This is a genomic window from Pseudomonas sp. ICMP 561 (assembly GCF_002699985.1).
Taxonomy (GTDB): Bacteria; Pseudomonadota; Gammaproteobacteria; order Pseudomonadales; family Pseudomonadaceae; genus Aquipseudomonas; species Aquipseudomonas quasicaspiana.
This window is the reverse complement of the sequence record NZ_LKBT01000023.1, coordinates 189,698-209,164: the sequence shown is the minus strand read 5'-3', so window position 1 is coordinate 209,164 and position 19,467 is coordinate 189,698. Positions and strand designations below refer to the sequence as shown.

15 protein-coding genes are annotated in these 19,467 nt (G+C 58.1%); 2 read left to right on the top strand and 13 right to left on the bottom strand.

Annotated features, from left to right (window positions below):
• Positions 1–159: 159 nt before the first annotated feature.
• Together araD1 and AO242_RS17210 are read right to left on the bottom strand one after the other, a co-directional pair.
• Positions 160–1,152: an AraD1 family protein gene (gene araD1, locus AO242_RS17215; protein ID WP_099269671.1), complete on the bottom strand. Its 993-nt coding sequence runs from the start codon at positions 1,150–1,152 to the stop codon at positions 160–162.
• Between the two features lie 122 nt (positions 1,153–1,274).
• Positions 1,275–2,591, bottom strand: a complete 1,317-nt coding sequence (locus AO242_RS17210; RefSeq protein ID WP_099269670.1) for an MFS transporter — start codon at positions 2,589–2,591, stop codon at positions 1,275–1,277.
• A gap of 202 nt (positions 2,592–2,793) precedes the next feature.
• Here AO242_RS17210 and AO242_RS17205 point away from each other — a divergent pair, with 202 nt between their 5' ends.
• Together AO242_RS17205 and AO242_RS17200 are read left to right on the top strand one after the other, a co-directional pair.
• Positions 2,794–4,539, top strand: a complete 1,746-nt coding sequence (locus tag AO242_RS17205; protein ID WP_099269669.1) for an IlvD/Edd family dehydratase — start codon at positions 2,794–2,796, stop codon at positions 4,537–4,539.
• A 191-nt stretch (positions 4,540–4,730) separates the two neighbouring features.
• The gene (locus tag AO242_RS17200) at positions 4,731–5,453 is read left to right on the top strand and encodes a FadR/GntR family transcriptional regulator (protein WP_027900538.1); all 723 of its coding nucleotides are present in this window, start codon (positions 4,731–4,733) and stop codon (positions 5,451–5,453) included.
• Between the two features lie 105 nt (positions 5,454–5,558).
• Here the strand turns inward: AO242_RS17200 and AO242_RS17195 are convergent, their stop codons facing one another.
• The 11 genes from AO242_RS17195 to AO242_RS17145 all read right to left on the bottom strand — a co-directional run bounded on the left by AO242_RS17195 (position 5,559) and on the right by AO242_RS17145 (position 19,304).
• Complete coding sequence (locus tag AO242_RS17195) at positions 5,559–7,943, bottom strand: efflux RND transporter permease subunit (RefSeq protein ID WP_373562231.1); 2,385 nt, start codon at positions 7,941–7,943, stop codon at positions 5,559–5,561.
• Between the two features lie 45 nt (positions 7,944–7,988).
• Positions 7,989–9,095 carry a WD40/YVTN/BNR-like repeat-containing protein gene (locus AO242_RS17190; protein WP_257153455.1) on the bottom strand — a complete coding sequence of 369 codons (1,107 nt, stop codon included), beginning with the start codon at positions 9,093–9,095 and terminating at the stop codon, positions 7,989–7,991.
• Positions 9,096–9,420: 325 nt separating this feature from the next.
• Positions 9,421–10,380 carry an omptin family outer membrane protease gene (locus AO242_RS17185; protein ID WP_099269667.1) on the bottom strand — a complete coding sequence of 320 codons (960 nt, stop codon included), beginning with the start codon at positions 10,378–10,380 and terminating at the stop codon, positions 9,421–9,423.
• A 395-nt stretch (positions 10,381–10,775) separates the two neighbouring features.
• A complete protein-coding gene (gene pepN / locus AO242_RS17180) occupies positions 10,776–13,442 on the bottom strand; it encodes an aminopeptidase N (protein WP_099269666.1) in 2,667 nt (888 codons plus the stop codon).
• 11 nt (positions 13,443–13,453) lie between these two features.
• A complete protein-coding gene (locus tag AO242_RS17175; protein WP_176560648.1) occupies positions 13,454–14,284 on the bottom strand; it encodes a DUF2797 domain-containing protein in 831 nt (276 codons plus the stop codon).
• On the bottom strand, positions 14,281–14,541 hold the full coding sequence (locus AO242_RS17170; protein ID WP_027902009.1) for a YeaC family protein: 261 nt from the start codon (positions 14,539–14,541) through the stop codon (positions 14,281–14,283). The genes AO242_RS17175 and AO242_RS17170 overlap by 4 nt, the downstream gene beginning before the upstream one ends.
• An 87-nt stretch (positions 14,542–14,628) precedes the next feature.
• Positions 14,629–15,552 carry a tetratricopeptide repeat protein gene (locus AO242_RS17165; protein WP_099269665.1) on the bottom strand — a complete coding sequence of 308 codons (924 nt, stop codon included), beginning with the start codon at positions 15,550–15,552 and terminating at the stop codon, positions 14,629–14,631.
• The gene (locus AO242_RS17160) at positions 15,552–16,037 is read right to left on the bottom strand and encodes a hypothetical protein (RefSeq protein WP_099269664.1); all 486 of its coding nucleotides are present in this window, start codon (positions 16,035–16,037) and stop codon (positions 15,552–15,554) included. Before AO242_RS17160 ends, AO242_RS17165 begins: the two co-directional genes overlap by 1 nt.
• Positions 16,037–17,386, bottom strand: coding sequence for an ATP-binding protein (locus AO242_RS17155; RefSeq protein WP_099269663.1), 1,350 nt, complete (start codon positions 17,384–17,386; stop codon positions 16,037–16,039). Before AO242_RS17155 ends, AO242_RS17160 begins: the two co-directional genes overlap by 1 nt.
• Before the next feature lie 56 nt (positions 17,387–17,442).
• On the bottom strand, positions 17,443–18,414 hold the full coding sequence (locus AO242_RS17150) for a metallophosphoesterase (protein WP_099269662.1): 972 nt from the start codon (positions 18,412–18,414) through the stop codon (positions 17,443–17,445).
• A complete protein-coding gene (locus AO242_RS17145; protein ID WP_027902006.1) occupies positions 18,414–19,304 on the bottom strand; it encodes an NAD(+) kinase in 891 nt (296 codons plus the stop codon). Before AO242_RS17145 ends, AO242_RS17150 begins: the two co-directional genes overlap by 1 nt.
• Positions 19,305–19,467: the final 163 nt, after the last annotated feature.

Sequence of the window (19,467 nt, the reverse complement as noted above, 5' to 3'; positions counted from 1 at the left end):
GTGCGCACCTCCTTGTTGTTATTGGTGGGTGTCGAACTGAAGCTCAGCCTCGTAGGACCGGCTTTAGCCGGGAGAGCAGCATTACTGACGAAGCAAATGTGTCGAATTTACCGACGCTCTCCCGGCTAAAGCCGGTCCTACGGGGACTTAGAGATCACCTCAAAGCTTGCCAATCCCGCCCGGCAGAAACGCGGCTTCGGTCTTCTCAATCCCGTTCACCAGCGGCTTGCCGAACTCCGCCTGGCTGATCTGGAACTGATCCCCCGGCTGGGTGCGCACGCCATCGGCAAAGGAAAGTGTAGCGGTGCCGAAGAAGTGCACATGCACATCACCCGGACGCAGGAACTGGCTGTATTTGAAGTGGTGATACTCGAGGTTTTCCAGGCTGTGGCACATGTTGGCTTCGCCACTGAGGAATTCCTTCTCCCAGATCACTTCACCGTCGCGCAGCACGCGGCTGGTCCCGGCCAGATTCTGCGGCAGTTCGCCAACCCGCAGTTCCGGGCCAAAGGAACAGGCACGCAATTTCGAGTGAGCGAGGTACAGGTAATTACGACGCTCCATGATGTGGTCGGAGTATTCGTTGCCGATGGCGAAACCCAGGCGATACGGTTTGCCGTCGTTGCCAATCACATACAGCCCGCTGAGCTCGGGTTCTTCGCCGCCATCCTCGGCGAAGGGTGGCAGTGAAAAAGCTTTGCCGGGGCGCACGACGATGCTGCCGTCACCCTTGTAGAACCATTCCGGCTGAACACCCGCTTGCCCGGTTTCAGGCTTCCCGCCCTCCACGCCCCATTTGAAAATGCGCATGGTGTCGGTCATCGACGCTTCGTCACCCGCCTGCTGATGCATTTTGTCCCGTGCTGAAGCGCTGCCCAAGTGAGTCAGGCCGGTGCCGCTGACCAGCACGTGGGAGGGATCGGGATGGTCCAGCGGCGGGAGAATGCGCAGATCCTGCAACAGTTGCGCGTAATCATGGCTGTCGCCAAGCCCCTGTTTAACGACCTGCTGCGCCAGACCGATACCGGCGTCGATAGCGGATAACGCCAGATCACGCACGCTCTGCGCGCCCTGCACTTCACGGATCACATCGCCGTCCACCAGACCGACGCGACGCTGGCCATTGCTGAGTTTGAATTGCACTAGGTTCATTGGGATCTCCTTTCAAAATTCACTAACGCACCTTTCGGTAGGAGGCAACTTGTTGGCGAAATGCAGAACGCGGTGTGCCAGGCACGCCGCCTCGCGAACAAGTTCGCTCCTACCGTTATTAATCAAGTGCGGCCGCGGGCGCTGGCGGCGAAATCGCTGGCGGGCAGCACATGCTTGCGCTCCAGCAAGTGGTAAACCACGCCGGTCAAAACCAGGCCGAAGACCATCACGCCGGACAGGAAGTACAAGCCCGAAGCCAGATTGCCGGTGTATTCCTTGAGTGCGCCGATCACGAACGGACCGATGTAGCCACCCAGATTGCCCACCGAGTTGATCAGGGCTATCCCGGCCGCCGCACTGGCGCCTGCAAAGAAACGGCCGGGCAAGGTCCAGAACACTGCGGTGCAGGAGAACAGCGCGAAAGCGACCAGACACAGTGCCGCCAGTTGCGCGACCGGCAATGTCAGCCAGGCGCTGAGGAAAAGGCCGATCGCGCCCAGTACATAAAGCACCGCGAGGTGTCCGTAACGGTCATTGAGTCGGTCGGAACTGCGCGGGACAATCAGCAGGCCGATGATGCCGAAGATGTAAGGCACCGAGGACACGAAGCCGGTGACCAGATCCGTGCCGCCAAACTGTTTGATCAGTGTCGGCAGCCACAGGCCCAGACCATAAATGCTCAAGGTCACGGGCAGGTAAAACAGCGCCAACAGCAGAACGCGTTTGTCTTTCAGGGCGTGTAACGGATTGCCGTGACGCGTCTGACCGTACTCTTCCAGGTCCTTTTTCAGTTCGCCGGCAAGCCAGTTTTTTTCTGTCTCGTTCATCCACTTAACCTGCTGTGGACCATCTGGCAGCCAGCGCAGCACCGGCCAGGTCAGCAGGATGGCCGGGGTGCCGATGACGATAAACAGCCACTGCCAACCGTGCAGACCCAGCACGCCATCCAGGCCCAGCAAACCACCGGACACCGGGCCAGTAATCATCATCGCGATGGGTTGGGAAAGGATAAACAGGCCAAGGATCTTGCCGCGATGGCGAACCGGGAACCACTGCGTGATGTAGTACAGCACGCCCGGAAAGAAGCCCGCCTCGGCCGCACCCAGCAGAAAACGCATCACATAAAAGCTGTGCGGCCCCTGCACGAAGGCCATACCAATGGTAATCGCGCCCCAGGTGATCATGATCCGCGCGAACCAGCGACGAGCGCCGAAGCGTTCGAGCATCAGGTTGCTGGGGATTTCAAACAGGAAGTAGCCGATGAAAAACAGCCCTGCGCCCAGCCCGTAGGCCGCGTCGCCGATACCAATGTCCGCGCCCATGTGCAGCTTGGCAAAACCCACGGCAGAGCGGTCCACATAAGCGATCAGGTAAAGCAGGATCAGGAAGGGAATCAATTTCAGGGTGATGCGGCGAATAAGCCTGAGTTCCTGGCTCATGTGTGCGATCTCCAATTGTTCTTGTTATGGAGTGGAGATCGCCTCTGGCCTGAAGCATCTGCATGCAGCCGCCACGGTCGTCCCTCACTTGAAATCGACTATATAGTATTACTATTTAGCTAACAACTCTTCCAATGGCGCGAATTTGCGCTTAACTTAAGCAGCAGAAAAGCCATTAAGTCTTACAATAAGAGAGCTGATCATGTCTGATTCCGATAAAAAACCCCTGCGTTCTGCCCAATGGTTTGGTACTGCCGACAAGAACGGCTTCATGTACCGCAGCTGGATGAAGAATCAGGGCATCGCCGATCACCAGTTTCAGGGCAAGCCCATTATCGGCATCTGCAACACGTGGTCCGAACTCACCCCTTGCAACGCCCACTTCCGGCAAATCGCCGAGCACGTCAAACGCGGCGTGATTGAAGCAGGCGGCTGGCCGGTAGAGTTTCCGGTGTTCTCCAACGGCGAATCCAATCTGCGCCCCACCGCGATGTTCACCCGTAACCTGACCAGCATGGATGTCGAAGAAGCAATTCGCGGCAACCCCATTGATGGCGTGGTGCTGCTCACCGGTTGCGACAAAACCACCCCCGCCCTGCTGATGGGCGCGGCCAGTTGCGACGTGCCCGCCATCGTTGTCACCGGCGGACCGATGCTCAACGGCAAACATAAAGGCAAGGACATCGGCTCCGGCACCGTGGTCTGGCAAATGCACGAGGCTTATAAAGGCGGACAAATCACTCTCGACGATTTCCTTGCAGCGGAAGGCGACATGTCCCGTTCGGCGGGCACCTGCAACACCATGGGCACCGCGTCGACCATGGCGTGCATGGCAGAAGCCTTGGGCACTTCCCTGCCCCACAACGCGGCGATTCCAGCCGTAGATTCCCGACGTTATGTGCTGGCGCACATGTCCGGGATGCGCGCGGTAGAGATGGTCAAAGAAGACCTGCGCCTGTCGAAGATTCTGACCAAGGCGGCGTTTGAAAACGCGATTCGTGTCAATGCGGCCATTGGTGGCTCTACCAACGCGGTGATCCACTTGAAAGCCATCGCCGGGCGCATCGGTGTCGACCTGGAGCTGGACGACTGGACCCGCATGGGGCGCGGCATGCCGACCATCGTTGACCTGCAGCCTTCCGGACGCTTTCTGATGGAAGAGTTCTACTACGCTGGTGGCCTGCCCGCCGTGTTGCGGCGTATGGACGAGGCCAATCTGCTGCCCAATCCCGACGCGTTGACCGTTAATGGCAAATCCATCCGCGAGAATACTCAGAACGCGCCGATCTACGGCGAAGACGAAGTGATCCGTGCTCTGGACAACCCGATCCGCGCTGACGGCGGTATCTGCGTGCTGCGCGGCAACCTCGCACCACTGGGGGCGGTGCTCAAGCCTTCGGCCGCGACCGCCTCATTGATGCAGCACCGCGGCCGCGCCGTAGTGTTCGAGAACTTCGACATGTACAAGGCACGGATCAATGATCCGGATCTGGACATCGACGCCAACTCGATCATGGTCATGAAAAACTGCGGGCCCAAGGGTTATCCGGGCATGGCCGAAGTCGGCAACATGGGCCTGCCTGCAAAATTGCTGGCCCAGGGTGTGACTGACATGGTGCGGATTTCCGATGCGCGCATGAGCGGCACGGCCTACGGCACAGTGGTTTTACACGTGGCCCCCGAAGCCGCAGCCGGTGGCCCGTTGGCGGTGGTGCAGGAAGGTGACTGGATCGAACTCGATTGCGCCAGCGGCCGTTTGCACCTGGATATTCCCGACGCCGAACTCGCCGCACGCCTGGCCGACTGGCAGCCCCCGCAACAACAGCAACTGTTGGTGGGCGGGTATCGCGAGCTTTATGTGAAGCATGTGCTGCAGGCCGACCAGGGTTGCGACTTTGATTTCCTGGTGGGTATGCGCGGGGCTGAGGTACCAAGGCATTCTCACTGATCGCCTCCTACCCACAACGGTACCACCGGTAGGAGCGAACTTGTTCGCGAGGCGATTCTGCGGGCGACGGTTATTTATCGTCTGTACTGGCGCCTCGCGAACAAGTTCGCTCCTACCGGGCCCCGTACGCCTCGGACCTCCCCGATGCTATGATGCCCCGCACTCATCGCTCAGGATCGACTTGCGTCCCCATGGATTACCGAAAGCCTTCCGACCGTAAAAGCATGCACGCCCGCATCGTCCAGGAACTGGGCATGCAGATTGTCTCCGGGCGTTTCAAGCCGGATGAAAAGCTGCCAGCCGAAGCCTTGCTCTGTGAGGAGTATGCCGTCAGCCGACCGGTGTTGCGTGAAGCCACCCGGGTATTGGTGGCCAAAGGGCTGGTGTACTCCCGGCCACGCGTCGGTACGGTGGTGAAGGCCCGTCGTGAATGGCATCTGCTCGACCCGGATGTATTGCACTGGATCATGCAGTGCACGCCACAAAATGAATTCTTCAATTTGCTGACCAGCGTGCGTGCGGTCATCGAACCCGCCGTTGCCGCCCTCGCCGCACAACACGCCACCGATGAAGAGATCGCTTCGATTGGTGAGGCTTACCAACGCATGGAGGCTGCGCCAAATCCTGAAGCACTGTTACAGCCCGACCTGGATTTTCACAGCCGGATTGCCGACGCGACTCACAACGACCTGCTCGCTCACCTGTGCAACATGCTTTCACTGGCATTGCGTGAAGCGCTCAAGCACTCCAACCAGCGTCCCAACCTGCATGAGTTGGCGTTGCCGCGCCACAAGGCAATCCTCACCGCCATCGAAAACCGCGACGCGTTGGGTGCCCGGCATGCAACTCTGGTGCAGCTTGATGATGCGAGGAATGCGTTGAGTGTGGTGTTGGGGCGGGAATTGGGGTTGTAGGCCTGTTTTCGCTCACAGGGTAGGAGCCAACTTGTTGGCGAAACAGGCAGCGCGGTGTGGCAGTCACACCCCCTCGCGAACAAGTTCGCTCCTACCGGGCTGATCTCAATGTGAAAACAAAGAATTCCCCACCTTGCCGGCCATTTTCTCCGGTTTGATCAGGAACCGCGCCAGTGCTGGCAGCAGCCACAGTGCGCCGAACATGTTCCACAGCAGCATGAAGGTCAGCATCAGGCCCATGTCGGCCTGGAACTTGATCGCCGAGAAGATCCAGGTGCACACGCCAATCGCCAGACACAACCCGGTGAACAGCACTGCTTTCCCGGTGGACTTCAGGGTTTCGTAATACGCTTCCTGCAACGGCAGGCCTGCCCGCAGGAAGCTTTCCAGACGGCTATAGATGTAGATGCCGTAATCGACACCGATCCCCACCCCCAGCGCCACTACCGGCAAGGTCGCGACCTTGACGCCGATGCCCATGAACGCCATGAGCGCGTTACCCAGCACCGAGGTCAGCACCAGCGGCAAGACGATGCACAGCGTCGCCGCCCACGAGCGGAAGGTGATCATGCACATGGCCGCCACACAGATGTAGACCAGAATCAGGATGGTCAACTCGGAGCGCTTGATCACCTCGTTGGTGGCTGCTTCGATCCCGGCATTGCCTGCTGCCAGCAGGAATTCCAGGCCTTCACGATTGTTTTCGGCGGCGAATTCCTGCACAGCATGCACGGCACGATCCAGGGTTTCGGCCTTGTGGTCGTTAAGAAAAACCAATAACGGCGCCAGTGAGCAATCGTTGTTGTACAGGCCATCGGCCCGGGCAATGGAGCTGTTGAGTACGTCTTTGTTGCGCGACAGGGCTTCCCATTTCAGGTTGCCCTCGTTCATGCCCTTGATGACCTGTTTGGAGACTGTGACCAGTGATATTGCCGACTGCACGCCCGGCGTGTTCTCCATCTTCCAGGTCAGTTCGTTGATGGCAGACATGGTCGGGTAAGCCGAGCAACCTTCGCGAGGCGTCTTGACCATCACCACCAGCACATCTGAGCTGGTGGAATAATGGTTGATGATGAAGCTGTTGTCCTGGTTGTAGCGCGAGTCGGGACGCAGTTCCGGGGCCCCCTGATCGAGGTCGCCGATCTTCAGATTCTGGCTGTACCAAAGTCCACCTCCGAAGGCCAGTAACGCCAGCACGATGGACACCGGAGCGACTTTGGCGCTGGCAAAGCCAGACAGCAAACGCCAGAACGGATGTTCGGAGACGGCATCTTGCTTGCTGCGGCTCACTGCCCTCTTACTGATACCCGCGTAGGAAATGGCGACCGGCAACAGAATCAGGTTGGTGAACACGATGACCGCCACACCAATCGATGCGCCGATGGCCAGCTCGCGGATCACTCCGATGTCGATGATCAGCAACGTGATGAAACCCACCGCGTCCGCCAGAATCGCGATCATGCCCGGCAGGAACAATTGACGGAACGTGCGCCGCGCTGCGGTCAGGGCATTCTCGGCGTCACTGGATTGCAGCGCAATGCCGTTGATTTTCTGCACCCCGTGGGAAATACCGATGGCGAAGATCAGAAACGGCACCAGCATCGAATACGGGTCCAGACCGAACCCCACCACATGCATCAAACCCAGTTGCCAGACCACCGCAATCAGCGTCGTAGTTAATACGGCAACGGTGCTGCGAATACAGCGCGTAAACCAGATCAGCAATACCAGCGTGATGACAAACGCGACACCAAAAAATAGCACGACCATCACCAGACCATCGATCAAGTCACCGACTTTTTTGGCAAAGCCGACGATATGAATCTTGATGTTGGGGTTCTGAGCTTGGTATTTGTCGCGGATCTTTTCTTCGAGCTGGTGGGAAAACTGCTGGTAGTCCAGCTTGAGCAGCTTGCCCTGATCCTCAGGGTCCGGATAAGACTCCATCAGCGGCACATCAACGATGCTCGACTTGAAGTCGTTGGCCACCAGACGCCCGACCTGCCCGGACTTGAGCACGTTATTACGCAACTGATCGAGGCTGTCGTCGGAACCGTCATAGCTCTGCGGGATGACCTCACCACCGGCAAAGCCCTCCTCCGTCACTTCCGTCCAGCGCACGCTGGGGCTCCACAGGGATTTCAGGCCTGAACGGTCAACACCGGGAATGTAGAACACCTCGTCGTTGATTTCCCGCAGGGTCTCCATGTATTGCCTGGAAAATATGTCGCCATCCAGCGCTTCGACCGAAATCCGCACGGTGTTGCCCAGATTGGCCAGATCGTTACGGTGCTTCATCATGTTCTGGACGAAGGGGTGATCCAGCGGAATCATTTTTTCAAAACTGGTCGATGGCCTAACCAGAGTCGCCTGCCAGAACAACAGGATGCTGACCAGCAGGCAGATGACAATCACTGCCGGACGATTATTGAAGATCAAACGTTCAAGGAAGGTTGCCTTATCGTCGCTGTGCTGCTGAGTGTCGTGCAGATTACTCATCCCGGAATTTCCCCGCCCTGATTGTTCTCATTGTTCTTATTGCTGGCTGGACTCGGCGCCTGTCGGCGAGGTGACGCGTACGCCTCCCTGTCCAACCAGAATCAGATTGCCCTGCGCATCGGCCGTCACCCCGGACAGCGAAATCCGGTCGGGACGGTTGAACACCTGAAAGCTCAGGCCATTGTCGGTGCTGCGCATCACGCTGCCGCCGTTCCCCACCAGCACCAGCGAACCGTCGTTTAGCAAGGTCGCGTTGGCCAGCCCGAACTCCAGCGGCCCGCGGGCAGCTTTCAATTCGATGGGCTCCCAGGTATCGCCAAAATCGGTAGAGCGATAGAGATTGCCGCGTAACCCGTAAACCAGCAGCGTGCCGGGCTGACCAGTACCCATCGCGCCGAACAGCGATCCCTGGTACGGCCCTTCAAGCTTTTCCCAGGATTCACCTTCGTCACGGGAACGGAACATCGCCCCTGCCTCACCCACGACGAACAAGCCGCTGTCGGCGACCTGGGTGATGCCATTGAGGTGGTATTGGTCTTCATTGTCGAGGCGGTCACTGACGTCTTCCCAGTGTTGGCCGCCATCCAGCGTGGTCAGCAATATGCCGTAGGCACCGACGGCAAAACCGGTTGACGCGTCCTTGAACCAGACATCCAGCAACGGTGCTTCACGGGACAGGTCTTCGAATTGCTTGACCCAATTGGCGCCCCCATCGTTGCTGGCAAGAATCTGTGCATCGTGGCCGACGGCCCAGCCGTGTTTGTCATCGACGAAATACACCGAAGTCAGTAGCTGACGGGTCGGCACCCTGGCCTGGGTCCAGGTCTTGCCCTGATCGTCTGAATACAGAATATGTCCGCGCTCGCCCACCACGACCAGACGCGCACCGGCATGGGCGACGTCCAGCAGCAGACTGCGAGAGGCTCGTGCGGATTCGATGGAGTACAGCGTGGTTTGAGCTGGGTCAGCCTTTTCAGGCGCGCTTTCAGTGGCCGCCACCGATAACGTGACAACACTCGACAAGGTGAACGCTGCCAGCAATGAGCACGCTGTCGCCAAGGGTTTGCCCGTCCAGAATGCCAGTGGCCGTCCGAAGGCCGAATGCCCACCGGACTGCGTGCGCCGATTTACAGGCTCACTCATGAAGCGTCCCCTTTTCCATTTTATTTTTATTAGGTTAGCCGAGACCAAGCGCTCTAGCCTTAGGCTTCTGGAAGCAGACCTATCCTATCCAGCTTTGGAAACTCATGACAATCGACATGTGGTTATCTTTGGTCGAGGCCTCTTGCGTGATTGGTGGGTTATCAGTTGGGGTGATGAGCTATACGCCACTGTAGGAGCGCGCTTGCCCGCGATGACATTCGCACAAGCGACAACTATATCGAATCTAAAATCGCCTCGCGGGCAAGCGCGCTCCTACAAGCTTCAGCGCAGTGTAGGCCGGGATTTTCACCCTGCCCTGCCAAGGTCAGAACTGATAAGCCACAGCCAGGCTGGACACGGTTGTTCGGTTGGCCTGCGAGCTGGAGTTAGCCGGGGTGCGTCCGCTTGTTCCCTCCGCGTGGTCCTTGATCAACAAACTGCCAAACGCTTCCTTGTATACCTGATGATCAATGCCCGCCTTCACCGAGAACTGCGGGTTGAAGTTGTACGACAGCGCCAGTGCCAGACTTTGCATACGGCCTCGGCTGCCGTGGTCACCGTCGAACGTCAGATTACGCAAGTGATGGGTGTCGAAATCCCTGGGCTTGACCCACTGGCTGTATTTGAAGCGACCTTCAAGGGTCCAGTTCTGATGGTTGTAGAGCCCCACAAGGCCGACAAATGGCGTGGCATAGGTCTGCCTGTAGGTAATACCTTTTACATTGGCAGGAATATCTCCGGTTAGATCACGGAAATTACCCTCGCTGGAATAGACGTAACTGCCACCCCGAGCCTGCCAATCAAACTGACTGCGCTGATAGCCCGCCATCACACCGAAAGCCAGGTCTTCACGCTTGAGGGTCCAGGCTGTCGCCGAAACCTCGGCTTGCCATGCTTTGTTGAGCCGGGTATCAGGGTGATCCGAAAAATGGGTCCAGCCTGCCGCCTCGCCATCACGCCAGTCGTGATCCGTCATATGGCTATTGCCCGCATTCATGCGCGTCCAGCCACGCACATCGAGGGTCAGCCAGTCCAGAGGATGGTAAGCCAGGCCCAGATGCAAGGTGGGGACCTGCTTGATGTCCCAATTCAGCTCACTGAGTTTCTGGCCGAGATCGTAGACCTTCTCCTGAGATTTACCGTTCAGCATTCCGACGCCCAGATTGAGTTCGATGCTGCCAAGGCGCAGTTTCTGCTCATTGGTGACCTGTGCATCGGCCGATACCTCTTGCCCGACTGCAACCAGCCCCAGTAAAACCAGCGCGTTCCGTCCATTTATCAACATAATCCCTACCTTTGCGAGATGACGCGCGCGTACAGCCCAAGGGCAACGCAACACGGGGTCGAAAGGATGGGCGAGCTTGCAGGACTTCTCTGCCAGCCGAGTCCTTGGCTGAGTGTGTGAAAGGTCCACGTAGAGCGCTGGAAATACCCTACAAAGTCGATGATTCCCTGGTTCCACGCTGTCCCTGCCGTAGGACCGGCTTTAGCCGGGAGGACATCGGGGCATTCGCTAAATCTCCTTTGTCAGAAATACTGCCCTCCCGGCTAAAGCCAGTCCTACAAGAGCCAGAACCAGAGCAGGCCAACACAGAATCTCCTGGAGAACCTGCTAGCCATTTAAACCCATAAAAAAGGGCCTGCCGCTTGCGCGGAAGGCCCTTGGGTCAACGGTCCTCGCTATTCGGCGAGGCTTTTGCTCACCACTTCGAACACGTCGCTGGACAGCTCACCCGAGTCACGGATGCGCACCAGTTCGTCCTTCATCAGGGACTGACGCTTGCTGTCGTATTTGCGCCAGCGGGTCAGAGGCGCCAATTGACGCGAAGCGATCTGCGGGTTGAAGCCGTTGAGCTGGATGACCAGATCGGCCAGGAAACGGTAGCCGGAGCCGTCCGCTGCGTGGAAGTTGATCAGGTTCTGGCCCGCAAACGCACCGATCAGTGCACGGACCTTGTTCGGGTTCTTGATGTTGAACGCTGGGTGCTGCATCAACGTTTTAACCCGCTCCAGACCACCCGGCAGCGGGCTGCCTGCCTGAACGCTGAACCACTGATCCATGACCAGCGGGTTGTCTTTGAAGTTCTCGGCAAACACTGCCAGCGCCTTGTCTTTCTCGGCGGTGAACGGCGAGTTGACCAGCACGGCAAGGGCTGTCAGGCGCTCGGTCATGTTGTCACTGGTGTCGAACTGCTCGATGGTTGCAGCCAGCACTTCCGGTTTCTGGCTGAGCATGAGATACGACAAGGCGATGTTTTGCAGTGCGCGGCGGGCGAAATGCTCGGCTTCAGCGACGTACTCAGTGGCTTTCGACACCTTGCGGTTGGCCGTGTAGCGCGCCCACAAACCGTCGAACAGGCTGTCTGCAAGCTGCTTGCGCACAAACTCGCGGGCAGCGTGGATAGCATCCACGTCGGCCACTTCACTGATTTCGGTCAGATAGGCTTCACCCGGCAACGAAAGCATTTCGGCAATCATGGCCTGATCCAGCGAGGTATCCGCCAGAACGGTGCCCAATGCGGTAATCAAACGCTGATCGAGAACCAGCGGCTGGCCTTTCTGATGCTGGCCGATCAATTCCTGCAGCACCTGTACCGACAGTTGCTGACCTGCATCCCAGCGGTTGAAGCCGTCGCTGTCATGCTGCATGAGGAACATCAGTTGGTCGCGGTTGTACGGGAAGCTGAGTTTCACCGGTGCCGAGAAACCGCGCAGCAACGAGGGCAGCGGCTGTTCAGCGATGTCTACAAAGGTGAAGGTCTGCTCGGCTTCGGTGACAGAAATCACTCGCGTGTTGCCAGCGGCAGCGTCTTCGCCTTGCAGACGCAACGGGATTTCGCCGCCCTGCTTGTCCAGCAAGCCCAGCTCCACCGGGATCACGAAAGGTTGTTTGCTTTCGCCCGGCTGACCCGGTGTGGTCGGGCAGCTCTGGCGGAAAGTCAGACTGTAGGTTTTCGCTGCACTGTCATAAGACTCGCTGACCGCCAGACGCGGCGTACCGGCCTGGCTGTACCAACGTTTGAACTGGGTCAGATCGACGCCATTGGCATCTTCCATGGCCTTGATGAAGTCATCGCAGGTCACGGCCTGGCCGTCATGGCGCTCGAAGTACAGATCACTGCCTTTGCGGAAACCTTGTGCACCCAGCAGCGTGTGAAGCATGCCTACAACTTCAGAACCCTTTTCATACACGGTCAGGGTGTAGAAGTTGGAAATCTCGATAAAGCTGTCCGGACGCACGGCGTGTGCCATCGGGCCGGCATCTTCGGCGAACTGGTGGGTACGCAGATAGGCCACGTCCTGAATGCGCTTGACCGTGGCCGAGTTCATGTCTGCGGAGAACCCTGAATCACGGTAAACCGTGAAGCCTTCTTTCAACGACAGCTGAAACCAGTCACGACAGGTCACGCGGTTGCCCGACCAGTTGTGGAAGTATTCGTGGGCAACAATGGCCTCGACCCGCTGGTGCGCGGCGTCGGTGGCAGTTTCGGCGCGGGCCAGCACGGCGCTGGAGTTGAAGATGTTGAGGCCCTTGTTCTCCATGGCACCCATGTTGAAGTCATTCACGGCGACAATCATGAAGATATCCAGGTCGTATTCACGGCCGTAGGCTTCTTCATCCCAGCGCATGGACTTCTTCAGGCTGGTCATGGCGTGCTGGCATTTATCGATGTTTTCCGGCTCGACGTAAATGCGCAAGGTCACTTCGCGCTCACTCACAGTGGTGAACTTGTCTTCGACGCACCACAGGTCACCGGCCACCAGGGCAAACAGGTACGCCGGTTTCATGAACGGGTCTTCCCAGGTCGCCCAGTGCCGGCCGTCATCTTCCGGGCCGCTGGCAATCGGGTTGCCGTTGGAGAGCAATACCGGGAAGTTGTGCTTGTCGGCGCTCAGGGTCGTGGTGAACTTGCTCATCACGTCCGGGCGGTCGAGGTAATAGGTGATCTTGCGGAAGCCTTCGGCCTCGCACTGGGTGCAGAACATGCCGCTGGATTTGTACAGGCCTTCCAGTGCGGTGTTGGTTTCCGGGTGGATGCGCACGCTGGTATCGACCGTGAACGACTCGGCCGTGGGGTGCAGCGTCAGGTGGTCCGGGGTCAACTGGTAATCAGCAGCGCCCAGCTCGACGTCGCCCAGCTTGACCGACAGCAGTTCCAGCAACTGACCGTCCAGCACCAGCGGCGGCAGGCCCGCACCGCGCTCGGGATTGCGGCGCATGACCAGTTGCGCGTGAACCAGCGAATGGTCATCGAACAGCTCGAACGTCAGGTGCGTTTCGTCGATGAGGTACTCGGGAGCCTGATAATCCTTCAGGTAAATCATTTGCGGTTGTTCGGTGCGCATGATGAGTCCTCTTACTGATGCACGGCGAGCTGATAAGCCGTGTATTTACGAATATTGATCACGCCGGTATCGAAGATCAGGTACTGGCCCTTAATGCCCAACAAGGTGCCTTCGGCGATCGGGTTCTTGTCCAGATTGAAGCTGACGATCTTGGTCGGGTACGCCTCGACGGGGTAGCGAATCTCGATCGGTTCGACGTCATGCAGCATTTGGATGGCCTGCAAGCCGAATCGTTCTTGCAATCCGGCCAGCCCTTCAGCGCAGCTTTCAAACAACTGCTGGCGAATCGCGGCCAGATCCACGGGCTGCGCATCGCCCTTGAGCAGTGCGCGCCAGTTGGTGCGGTCGGCAACCTGACTGCGCAGCAAGTCCTCGACAAAACCGGACTGCTGGCGGGTCGCAACGCGCATGATCGGCAGGGCCTGACTGGCACCCTGATCCAGCCAGCGGGTCGGCAACTGAGTGGCACGGGTGATGCCGACTTTGACGCCCGACGAATTGGCCAGATACACCACGTGATCGGTCATGCAGAACTGCTCGCCCCACGCCGGATCGCGGCAGGTGCCGTGCTCGTGGTGGCATTTTTCCGGGCTCATGATGCAGATGTCGCACTGCGCCAGCTTGAGCATGCACGGGTAGCAATAGCCCTGACTGTAGCTGGATTTGGTTCTGCGTCCGCAATGGCTGCAATGGATCGCACCCAGGAACTCCAGACGCACCGTTTTGCCGATCAGCGGGTTGACCGGAATCTCGGTATCGCCCAGACGAAACGCATATTCAACCTGCGAGGCATTGAGCCGCGCCGACATTTTGTTGACTGCTCCGCGACCAATCTCAATCAATGGATGGCATCCGACTTGAACAGGATATTCGGCACAGTCGTGGACTTGGACGCACATTCCTGCGGGCCCATGTAGCCGATGCGCTGGTCTTCCGGCAGGTTCTGCACTTCCCAGGCGATCAACGCCTGCAAGGACAACTCGCGCTGTTCCTGAGTCAGCTTGCGGCCATCGGACCACTTCCCGATTTCTACTGCCAGCTTCAGGCTTTCGTAGATATCCGGGGTGATGTTTTCAATCATTTCGGCAAAAGAGGACATGCTGAGCGCTCTCCAGTGAATGTCGCTAATTTAATAAGGTGTGTCGCGCCTCATGCTGCCGGACATTTGGAAGCCCGGCCTGCGGCTTTAAAATTCCTTGGACAGTTTCACCTGCGTCATTTCTTTCTCCATCGCGCGCTTGAATATTTGCGGCGCTGCAAAGGTGTAAAAAGCGAAGCCAAGCCATAACCAATCCACAACCTCGGCAGCACCGGTGAGGCCCTGTCCGGCGAGCGTGATTACCACCACCCGGTACACGACGAACATCCCTAGCAGCAAGATGATGGCGCCCGTGGAACCGCGCTCGTTCATCCACCGGTTAAAACGCCACCAGAAGCCCATGAAGATATTGCTGCGAGCCTTGACTGCGGTCAGCAGTCCCAGCGCCGCAACGTTATTGGCGTTTTCCTGCAGAGCCCAGATCGCATGCTCTCGGGCGCCATTGATATCACCCTCGCGCAGCAACAGGTGCCCCAAAACCAAAACTGCCGGGGCATACCCCGCGTCAGCTTGCAGTGCCTGTCGCGCAAAACTGTGCGCCTGCTCCCAGTTACCGTTGGCTTGATGATACTCAGCCATGGCGACCAGGTTTGCGGGATCATCCGGTTGCAGCTCAAGGGCTTTTTCAAGCAACGGCAGGCTGTCCTGCAGGCGACCGGTCAATTGATAAAGGTCCGCCAGGCTTCGGTAATAGCGAGGCTGCATCGGCTCAAGGTCCAGCAGCTGTAGCAAATGTTGTTCGGCGTCTTTGAAACGACGTGAGGCCATGTCGACCAAAGCCGCCGCGTAATGCGCCAGTGGCAGTAGCGGGTCCTTGGCGAGCGCAATCCGGGCCTCATGCACAGCTGCGTGCAAGCGACGCATGTTTAACAGACAGAGGGCAAGCAGCGCATGAGCCTCCGCGCACTCGGGATCGTCGGCCAGCAACTGTCGCAAGCTGTCGATCGCACCGTCTTCATGGCCCGCGTTGAAACGCTGGTAGGCGACTTCAAGAAGATAAGAGGTGTTCATCAACTCACCACCAGATACCAAAGGGTGGCTGGCACCAGATTGATAACAAAACCCTTGAGCACAAATGCGCCCCCCAAGGCCACCAGCGGAGCGAATCGATTGAGTACACCGCCGTAATATTGATAAATCGCGAGGGTGGCATCCTGCAGGATGAACAGTCTGTAGCCCACGAACAGTTTCCACACCACTAACACCAGTAACGCGTATTGGACCTGGGTTTTATCGCTGAAAGCCCCGGCCTCCAGCAGTTGGATCAGACTCACACCGATAACCAGGCTGCCCACCGCGCAGACCGCGACCCATATCCATTCTTTTTTACGGTTGGGGCTGCCCACGGCAATCGAGTTCAGCACAAACCACGGCAGACCCAGCCAGAGCCCGCCCATCATCAGCCCAAGCAAAGGCCAGAAAGGCGAAACTGCAAATCTGGCAAGAGGGCCAGGCGTCGGCTCATCCTCAATACGATACATTCTCTGAGAAGCCATCAGTTACCCTTTCCATGCTTGCCAAGGAACTCAAGCACTTCATCGTACTGATTACCCTCATTGGCGTAGCGCGCATAATTTCGGGCCGTGGTCAGCCACTCCAGGGTTGTTGCACGCACTTCTTTCAAAGCCTGTTTGAAGTGACGATCACAAATCGGTTGCTCGTTGCCCTTGTCGATCGACTCTTCAATGGCCTCGTCTGCTGCTGTTTCGACCAGCTCGCTCAAATCAGCCCCGGAAAAGCCCGAGGTGTTTTTAGCGAGAAAACCGAAGTCGATGTCGTCAGCAACGGGGCGCCCCTTGACCATCAAATGCAGCATGCTTTCCCGGGCTGCACGGTCAGGCGGCGGAACAAACAGGACCCGATCAAACCGGCCCGGACGACGAAAAGCGGAATCCACAGACCAAGGCACATTGGTTGCAGCGAGAAACAAAACACCCTGGTTATCGTGGGCGAAGCCGTCCATCTCTGACAAAAACTGGCTGACAAGCTTGGAAGAAAGCGAGTCACGGCTGTTTGAGCGTTTACCGCCAAGGGCTTCGACTTCATCGAAAAACATGACAGCCGGAGTCTGCGCCCGAGCCTGCTCAAACAAAGCATGCAGTTTGCGCTCTGACTCCCCCATGTACATGTCCAGCACATCGGAAATCGCCACATTGAAGAACTTGGCCTTGCATTCGCCCGCAGTGGCTCTGGCCAGCAATGTCTTGCCGCAACCCGGAGGCCCGTACAAAAGCACTCCGCCACCGACGCGCTTGCGAAAGCGCTCGAACAGGCCGGGCTTTTGATAAGGTAAAACGATTTTCTTGTGGATGGTTTTTTTCAGGTCATCGAGGCCGCCGATATCGGCAAACGTGACAGTCTCGTTATCAGGCACCAATAGACGGCGAACTTCGCTCTGGTCGGTATCGTCATTGGAGATGACCCGCAATCTTGGACGACCTTCCCGAGCAGCAGACTCAGAAACCGTAACGTTCAAGCGTCGCCAGAGAACCATATCTTCCAGCGAAGGATTGGCGTCGACCGCCGCCCGGTATTCAACCTGTGCTTCCTTGAGACGATCAAGGTCAGCCAACGCTCGAGCACGCAGGAGGCGCGAGTGCGGATCGTCACCCACCGTCAGGTCAAGTGCCTTCTGCGCCTGGCCCGCAGCAAGGTAGAGTTGAGCAGCAGCAGGCCTGAGCATGTCAGCACCTACCATCTGCTCCAGGTCACCTGGAATCAAAGCGAGCCCGCGCTCGTGATCACCGCGATCAAGACACGCTTTGAGTAGTAAAGCGATCAGTGCAACGTTCCCAGGGGAGGCCTGCAATGCCGCTTCCAGTTGATCCAGCGTTGTGTCATCCATATTCAATCCCTGTGACTTTCAATTGCTGATCGAAAAAAACACTTCCAGAGCCAAGCTCATACCATCCCTTCGGGACGTTCAACATCCACCCAGACAAACTTGTCCGGATCGATGCAGGTTTCCTGGTCAAGCCGATAGGCGACCAGTTTTCCGTAGAGCACGGCGCTGTAATCCAGGCAAGCCAGGTTCGGCCGGATCGGGGCGGGAATCCCGCTGCGCCAGTAATGCCCGACGAACAGCATGGGTTCGTCAGCGCCATAGCGCAGCAAGGCGTTCTTTTCAGTCGTAGAGAGTGGCGTCTTGGCCACGCCTTCGGGCAGTGCGTCCGGCTGAAACACCACGTCGCCGTAGGTTTGCGGGTCGTCTTCCCAGAACTTGGTGCGGAAAAACTCACGGATCAGGCCATCGCCGCCGGTCAGCGTGATGCCATGGGGCAAGCGCATGTCGGTGCCGCGCAACAAGCGGTCAAACACTGCGCAGGCAAAACTGCCCTGCACCGCCGAGGCCTGGACAAACTCCTGATTGATGCAGCCACCGCCATGCATCGTGATCAACGGTGTGATCAGGCTGGCGTCCCAACAGGCATGTACCACGCGGAAACGTCCGGCATCCATGAACAGCGGCAGCTCGTAGAACCAGTCGACAAATTCCTTCCACTCGTCCGGGTATTGCTCGAACTGGGCCAGGGTCTCGCCCATAAGCTTGCTATGACGAAGCGAATGTTCCCGGACGAACTGCTTGCCGCTCTCCGGCGGGGCCGGTGTATGCCAGCCCAGCGCATTGAACTCGTGGTTGCCCATGATGCACAGCGCGTGCCCCGCCTTCACCATATCGCGCACGATGTGCAGCGACTCGCGAATCAGCGGGCCGCGATCAATGATGTCGCCGAGGAATAACGCGATGCGCTCAGGATGTCGCCACACACCCGCCTGAAAGCGATAACCCAGCACGCTGAGCAGTTTCTCCAGCGTGTGGGCACAGCCATGCACGTCACCGATCAAATCGTAGCTACGCGCGGGATCGAACATCAGTCGCCTCCACCACCAAGCCGGCTACCCCAGCCCAGCTTGGTGCGACAGACTTCGTAATAGTTGTGATCAAGTGGGTGGATCAGGCGCAGTTTCTGCGGCTTCTTGCTGACCGTGACGGTGTCACCCGGCGCGCAGGTGAAATGGTTCTGGCCGTCGCAGGAGACTTGCGGATAAATCGTCATGTCCTTTGAGACCACGATTTTCAGCTCACTGTTCCCATCCACTACGATGGGCCGTCCGGACAAGGTGTGCGGGTACATCGGCACAATCACGATCGCATCCAGCTTGGGATGCATGATTGGCCCGCCAGCGGAAAGCGCATAAGCGGTCGAACCGGTAGGCGTGGCGACGATCAGGCCGTCGGCCTTCTGGCTGCAGACGAACTGACCATCGATGTAGATCTCGAACTCGATCATCCGCGTCGACTTGCCGGGGTGCAGCACCACATCGTTGAGCGCGTCGCCCTGACCGATGGCTTCGCCGTGACGGCGGACTTCGGCCTGCAACAGGAAGCGGTTCTCGACCAGATAATGGCCGTCAAGCACTTCGGCGACTTTGATTTCCAGTTCGTCGGGGCGGATATCGGTGAGGAAGCCCAGGCTGCCACGGTTGATGCCCAGCACCGGCGTGTTGTGCTTGGCCAGCGCACGAGCCGCGCCCAGCAGGCTGCCGTCACCACCCACCACGATCACCAGGTCGCAGACTTCGCCGAGCATCTTGCGCGATGAAGTTTGCAGGTTGTGGCCTGGCAATACTTCGGCAATGGTGTCTTCCAGAATGACGTGCAGGTGCCTTTCCAGCAGGAATCTCTTGAGTCGGCGCACGGTATCGAGCACCTGAACACTGCCCAGGCGGCCGATGATGCCGATATTACGAAACTGCTCCATGGGGCTCCTGCGGGGTTCGATGCGGCTTAAAGACAGCGATTATGGGCGAAAGGCCGGGGTAGCGGCAAACTGACCGTGATTTTTGAATGCATGGTGTGAATCTGTTGGAGCGAGGCTTGCCCGCGAATACTATCTACCTGTAATGAAATCGTCGCCTGACCTG

Bases quoted from the DNA above. Each gene is read 5' to 3' on its own strand.
- araD1 (WP_099269671.1), bottom strand. From the start codon at position 1,152: ATGAACCTAGTGCAATTCAAACTCAGCAATGGCCAGCGTCGCGTCGGT.
- AO242_RS17190 (WP_257153455.1), bottom strand. From the start codon at position 9,095: ATGAGTGAGCCTGTAAATCGGCGCACGCAGTCCGGTGGGCATTCGGCC.
- AO242_RS17205 (WP_099269669.1), top strand. From the start codon at position 2,794: ATGTCTGATTCCGATAAAAAACCCCTGCGTTCTGCCCAATGGTTTGGT.
- AO242_RS17200 (WP_027900538.1), top strand. From the start codon at position 4,731: ATGGATTACCGAAAGCCTTCCGACCGTAAAAGCATGCACGCCCGCATC.
- AO242_RS17185 (WP_099269667.1), bottom strand. From the start codon at position 10,380: ATGTTGATAAATGGACGGAACGCGCTGGTTTTACTGGGGCTGGTTGCA.
- AO242_RS17210 (WP_099269670.1), bottom strand. From the start codon at position 2,591: ATGAGCCAGGAACTCAGGCTTATTCGCCGCATCACCCTGAAATTGATT.
- AO242_RS17165 (WP_099269665.1), bottom strand. From the start codon at position 15,552: ATGAACACCTCTTATCTTCTTGAAGTCGCCTACCAGCGTTTCAACGCG.
- AO242_RS17170 (WP_027902009.1), bottom strand. From the start codon at position 14,541: ATGTCCTCTTTTGCCGAAATGATTGAAAACATCACCCCGGATATCTAC.
- AO242_RS17150 (WP_099269662.1), bottom strand. From the start codon at position 18,414: ATGTTCGATCCCGCGCGTAGCTACGATTTGATCGGTGACGTGCATGGC.
- AO242_RS17145 (WP_027902006.1), bottom strand. From the start codon at position 19,304: ATGGAGCAGTTTCGTAATATCGGCATCATCGGCCGCCTGGGCAGTGTT.
- pepN (WP_099269666.1), bottom strand. From the start codon at position 13,442: ATGCGCACCGAACAACCGCAAATGATTTACCTGAAGGATTATCAGGCT.
- AO242_RS17155 (WP_099269663.1), bottom strand. From the start codon at position 17,386: ATGGATGACACAACGCTGGATCAACTGGAAGCGGCATTGCAGGCCTCC.
- AO242_RS17160 (WP_099269664.1), bottom strand. From the start codon at position 16,037: ATGGCTTCTCAGAGAATGTATCGTATTGAGGATGAGCCGACGCCTGGC.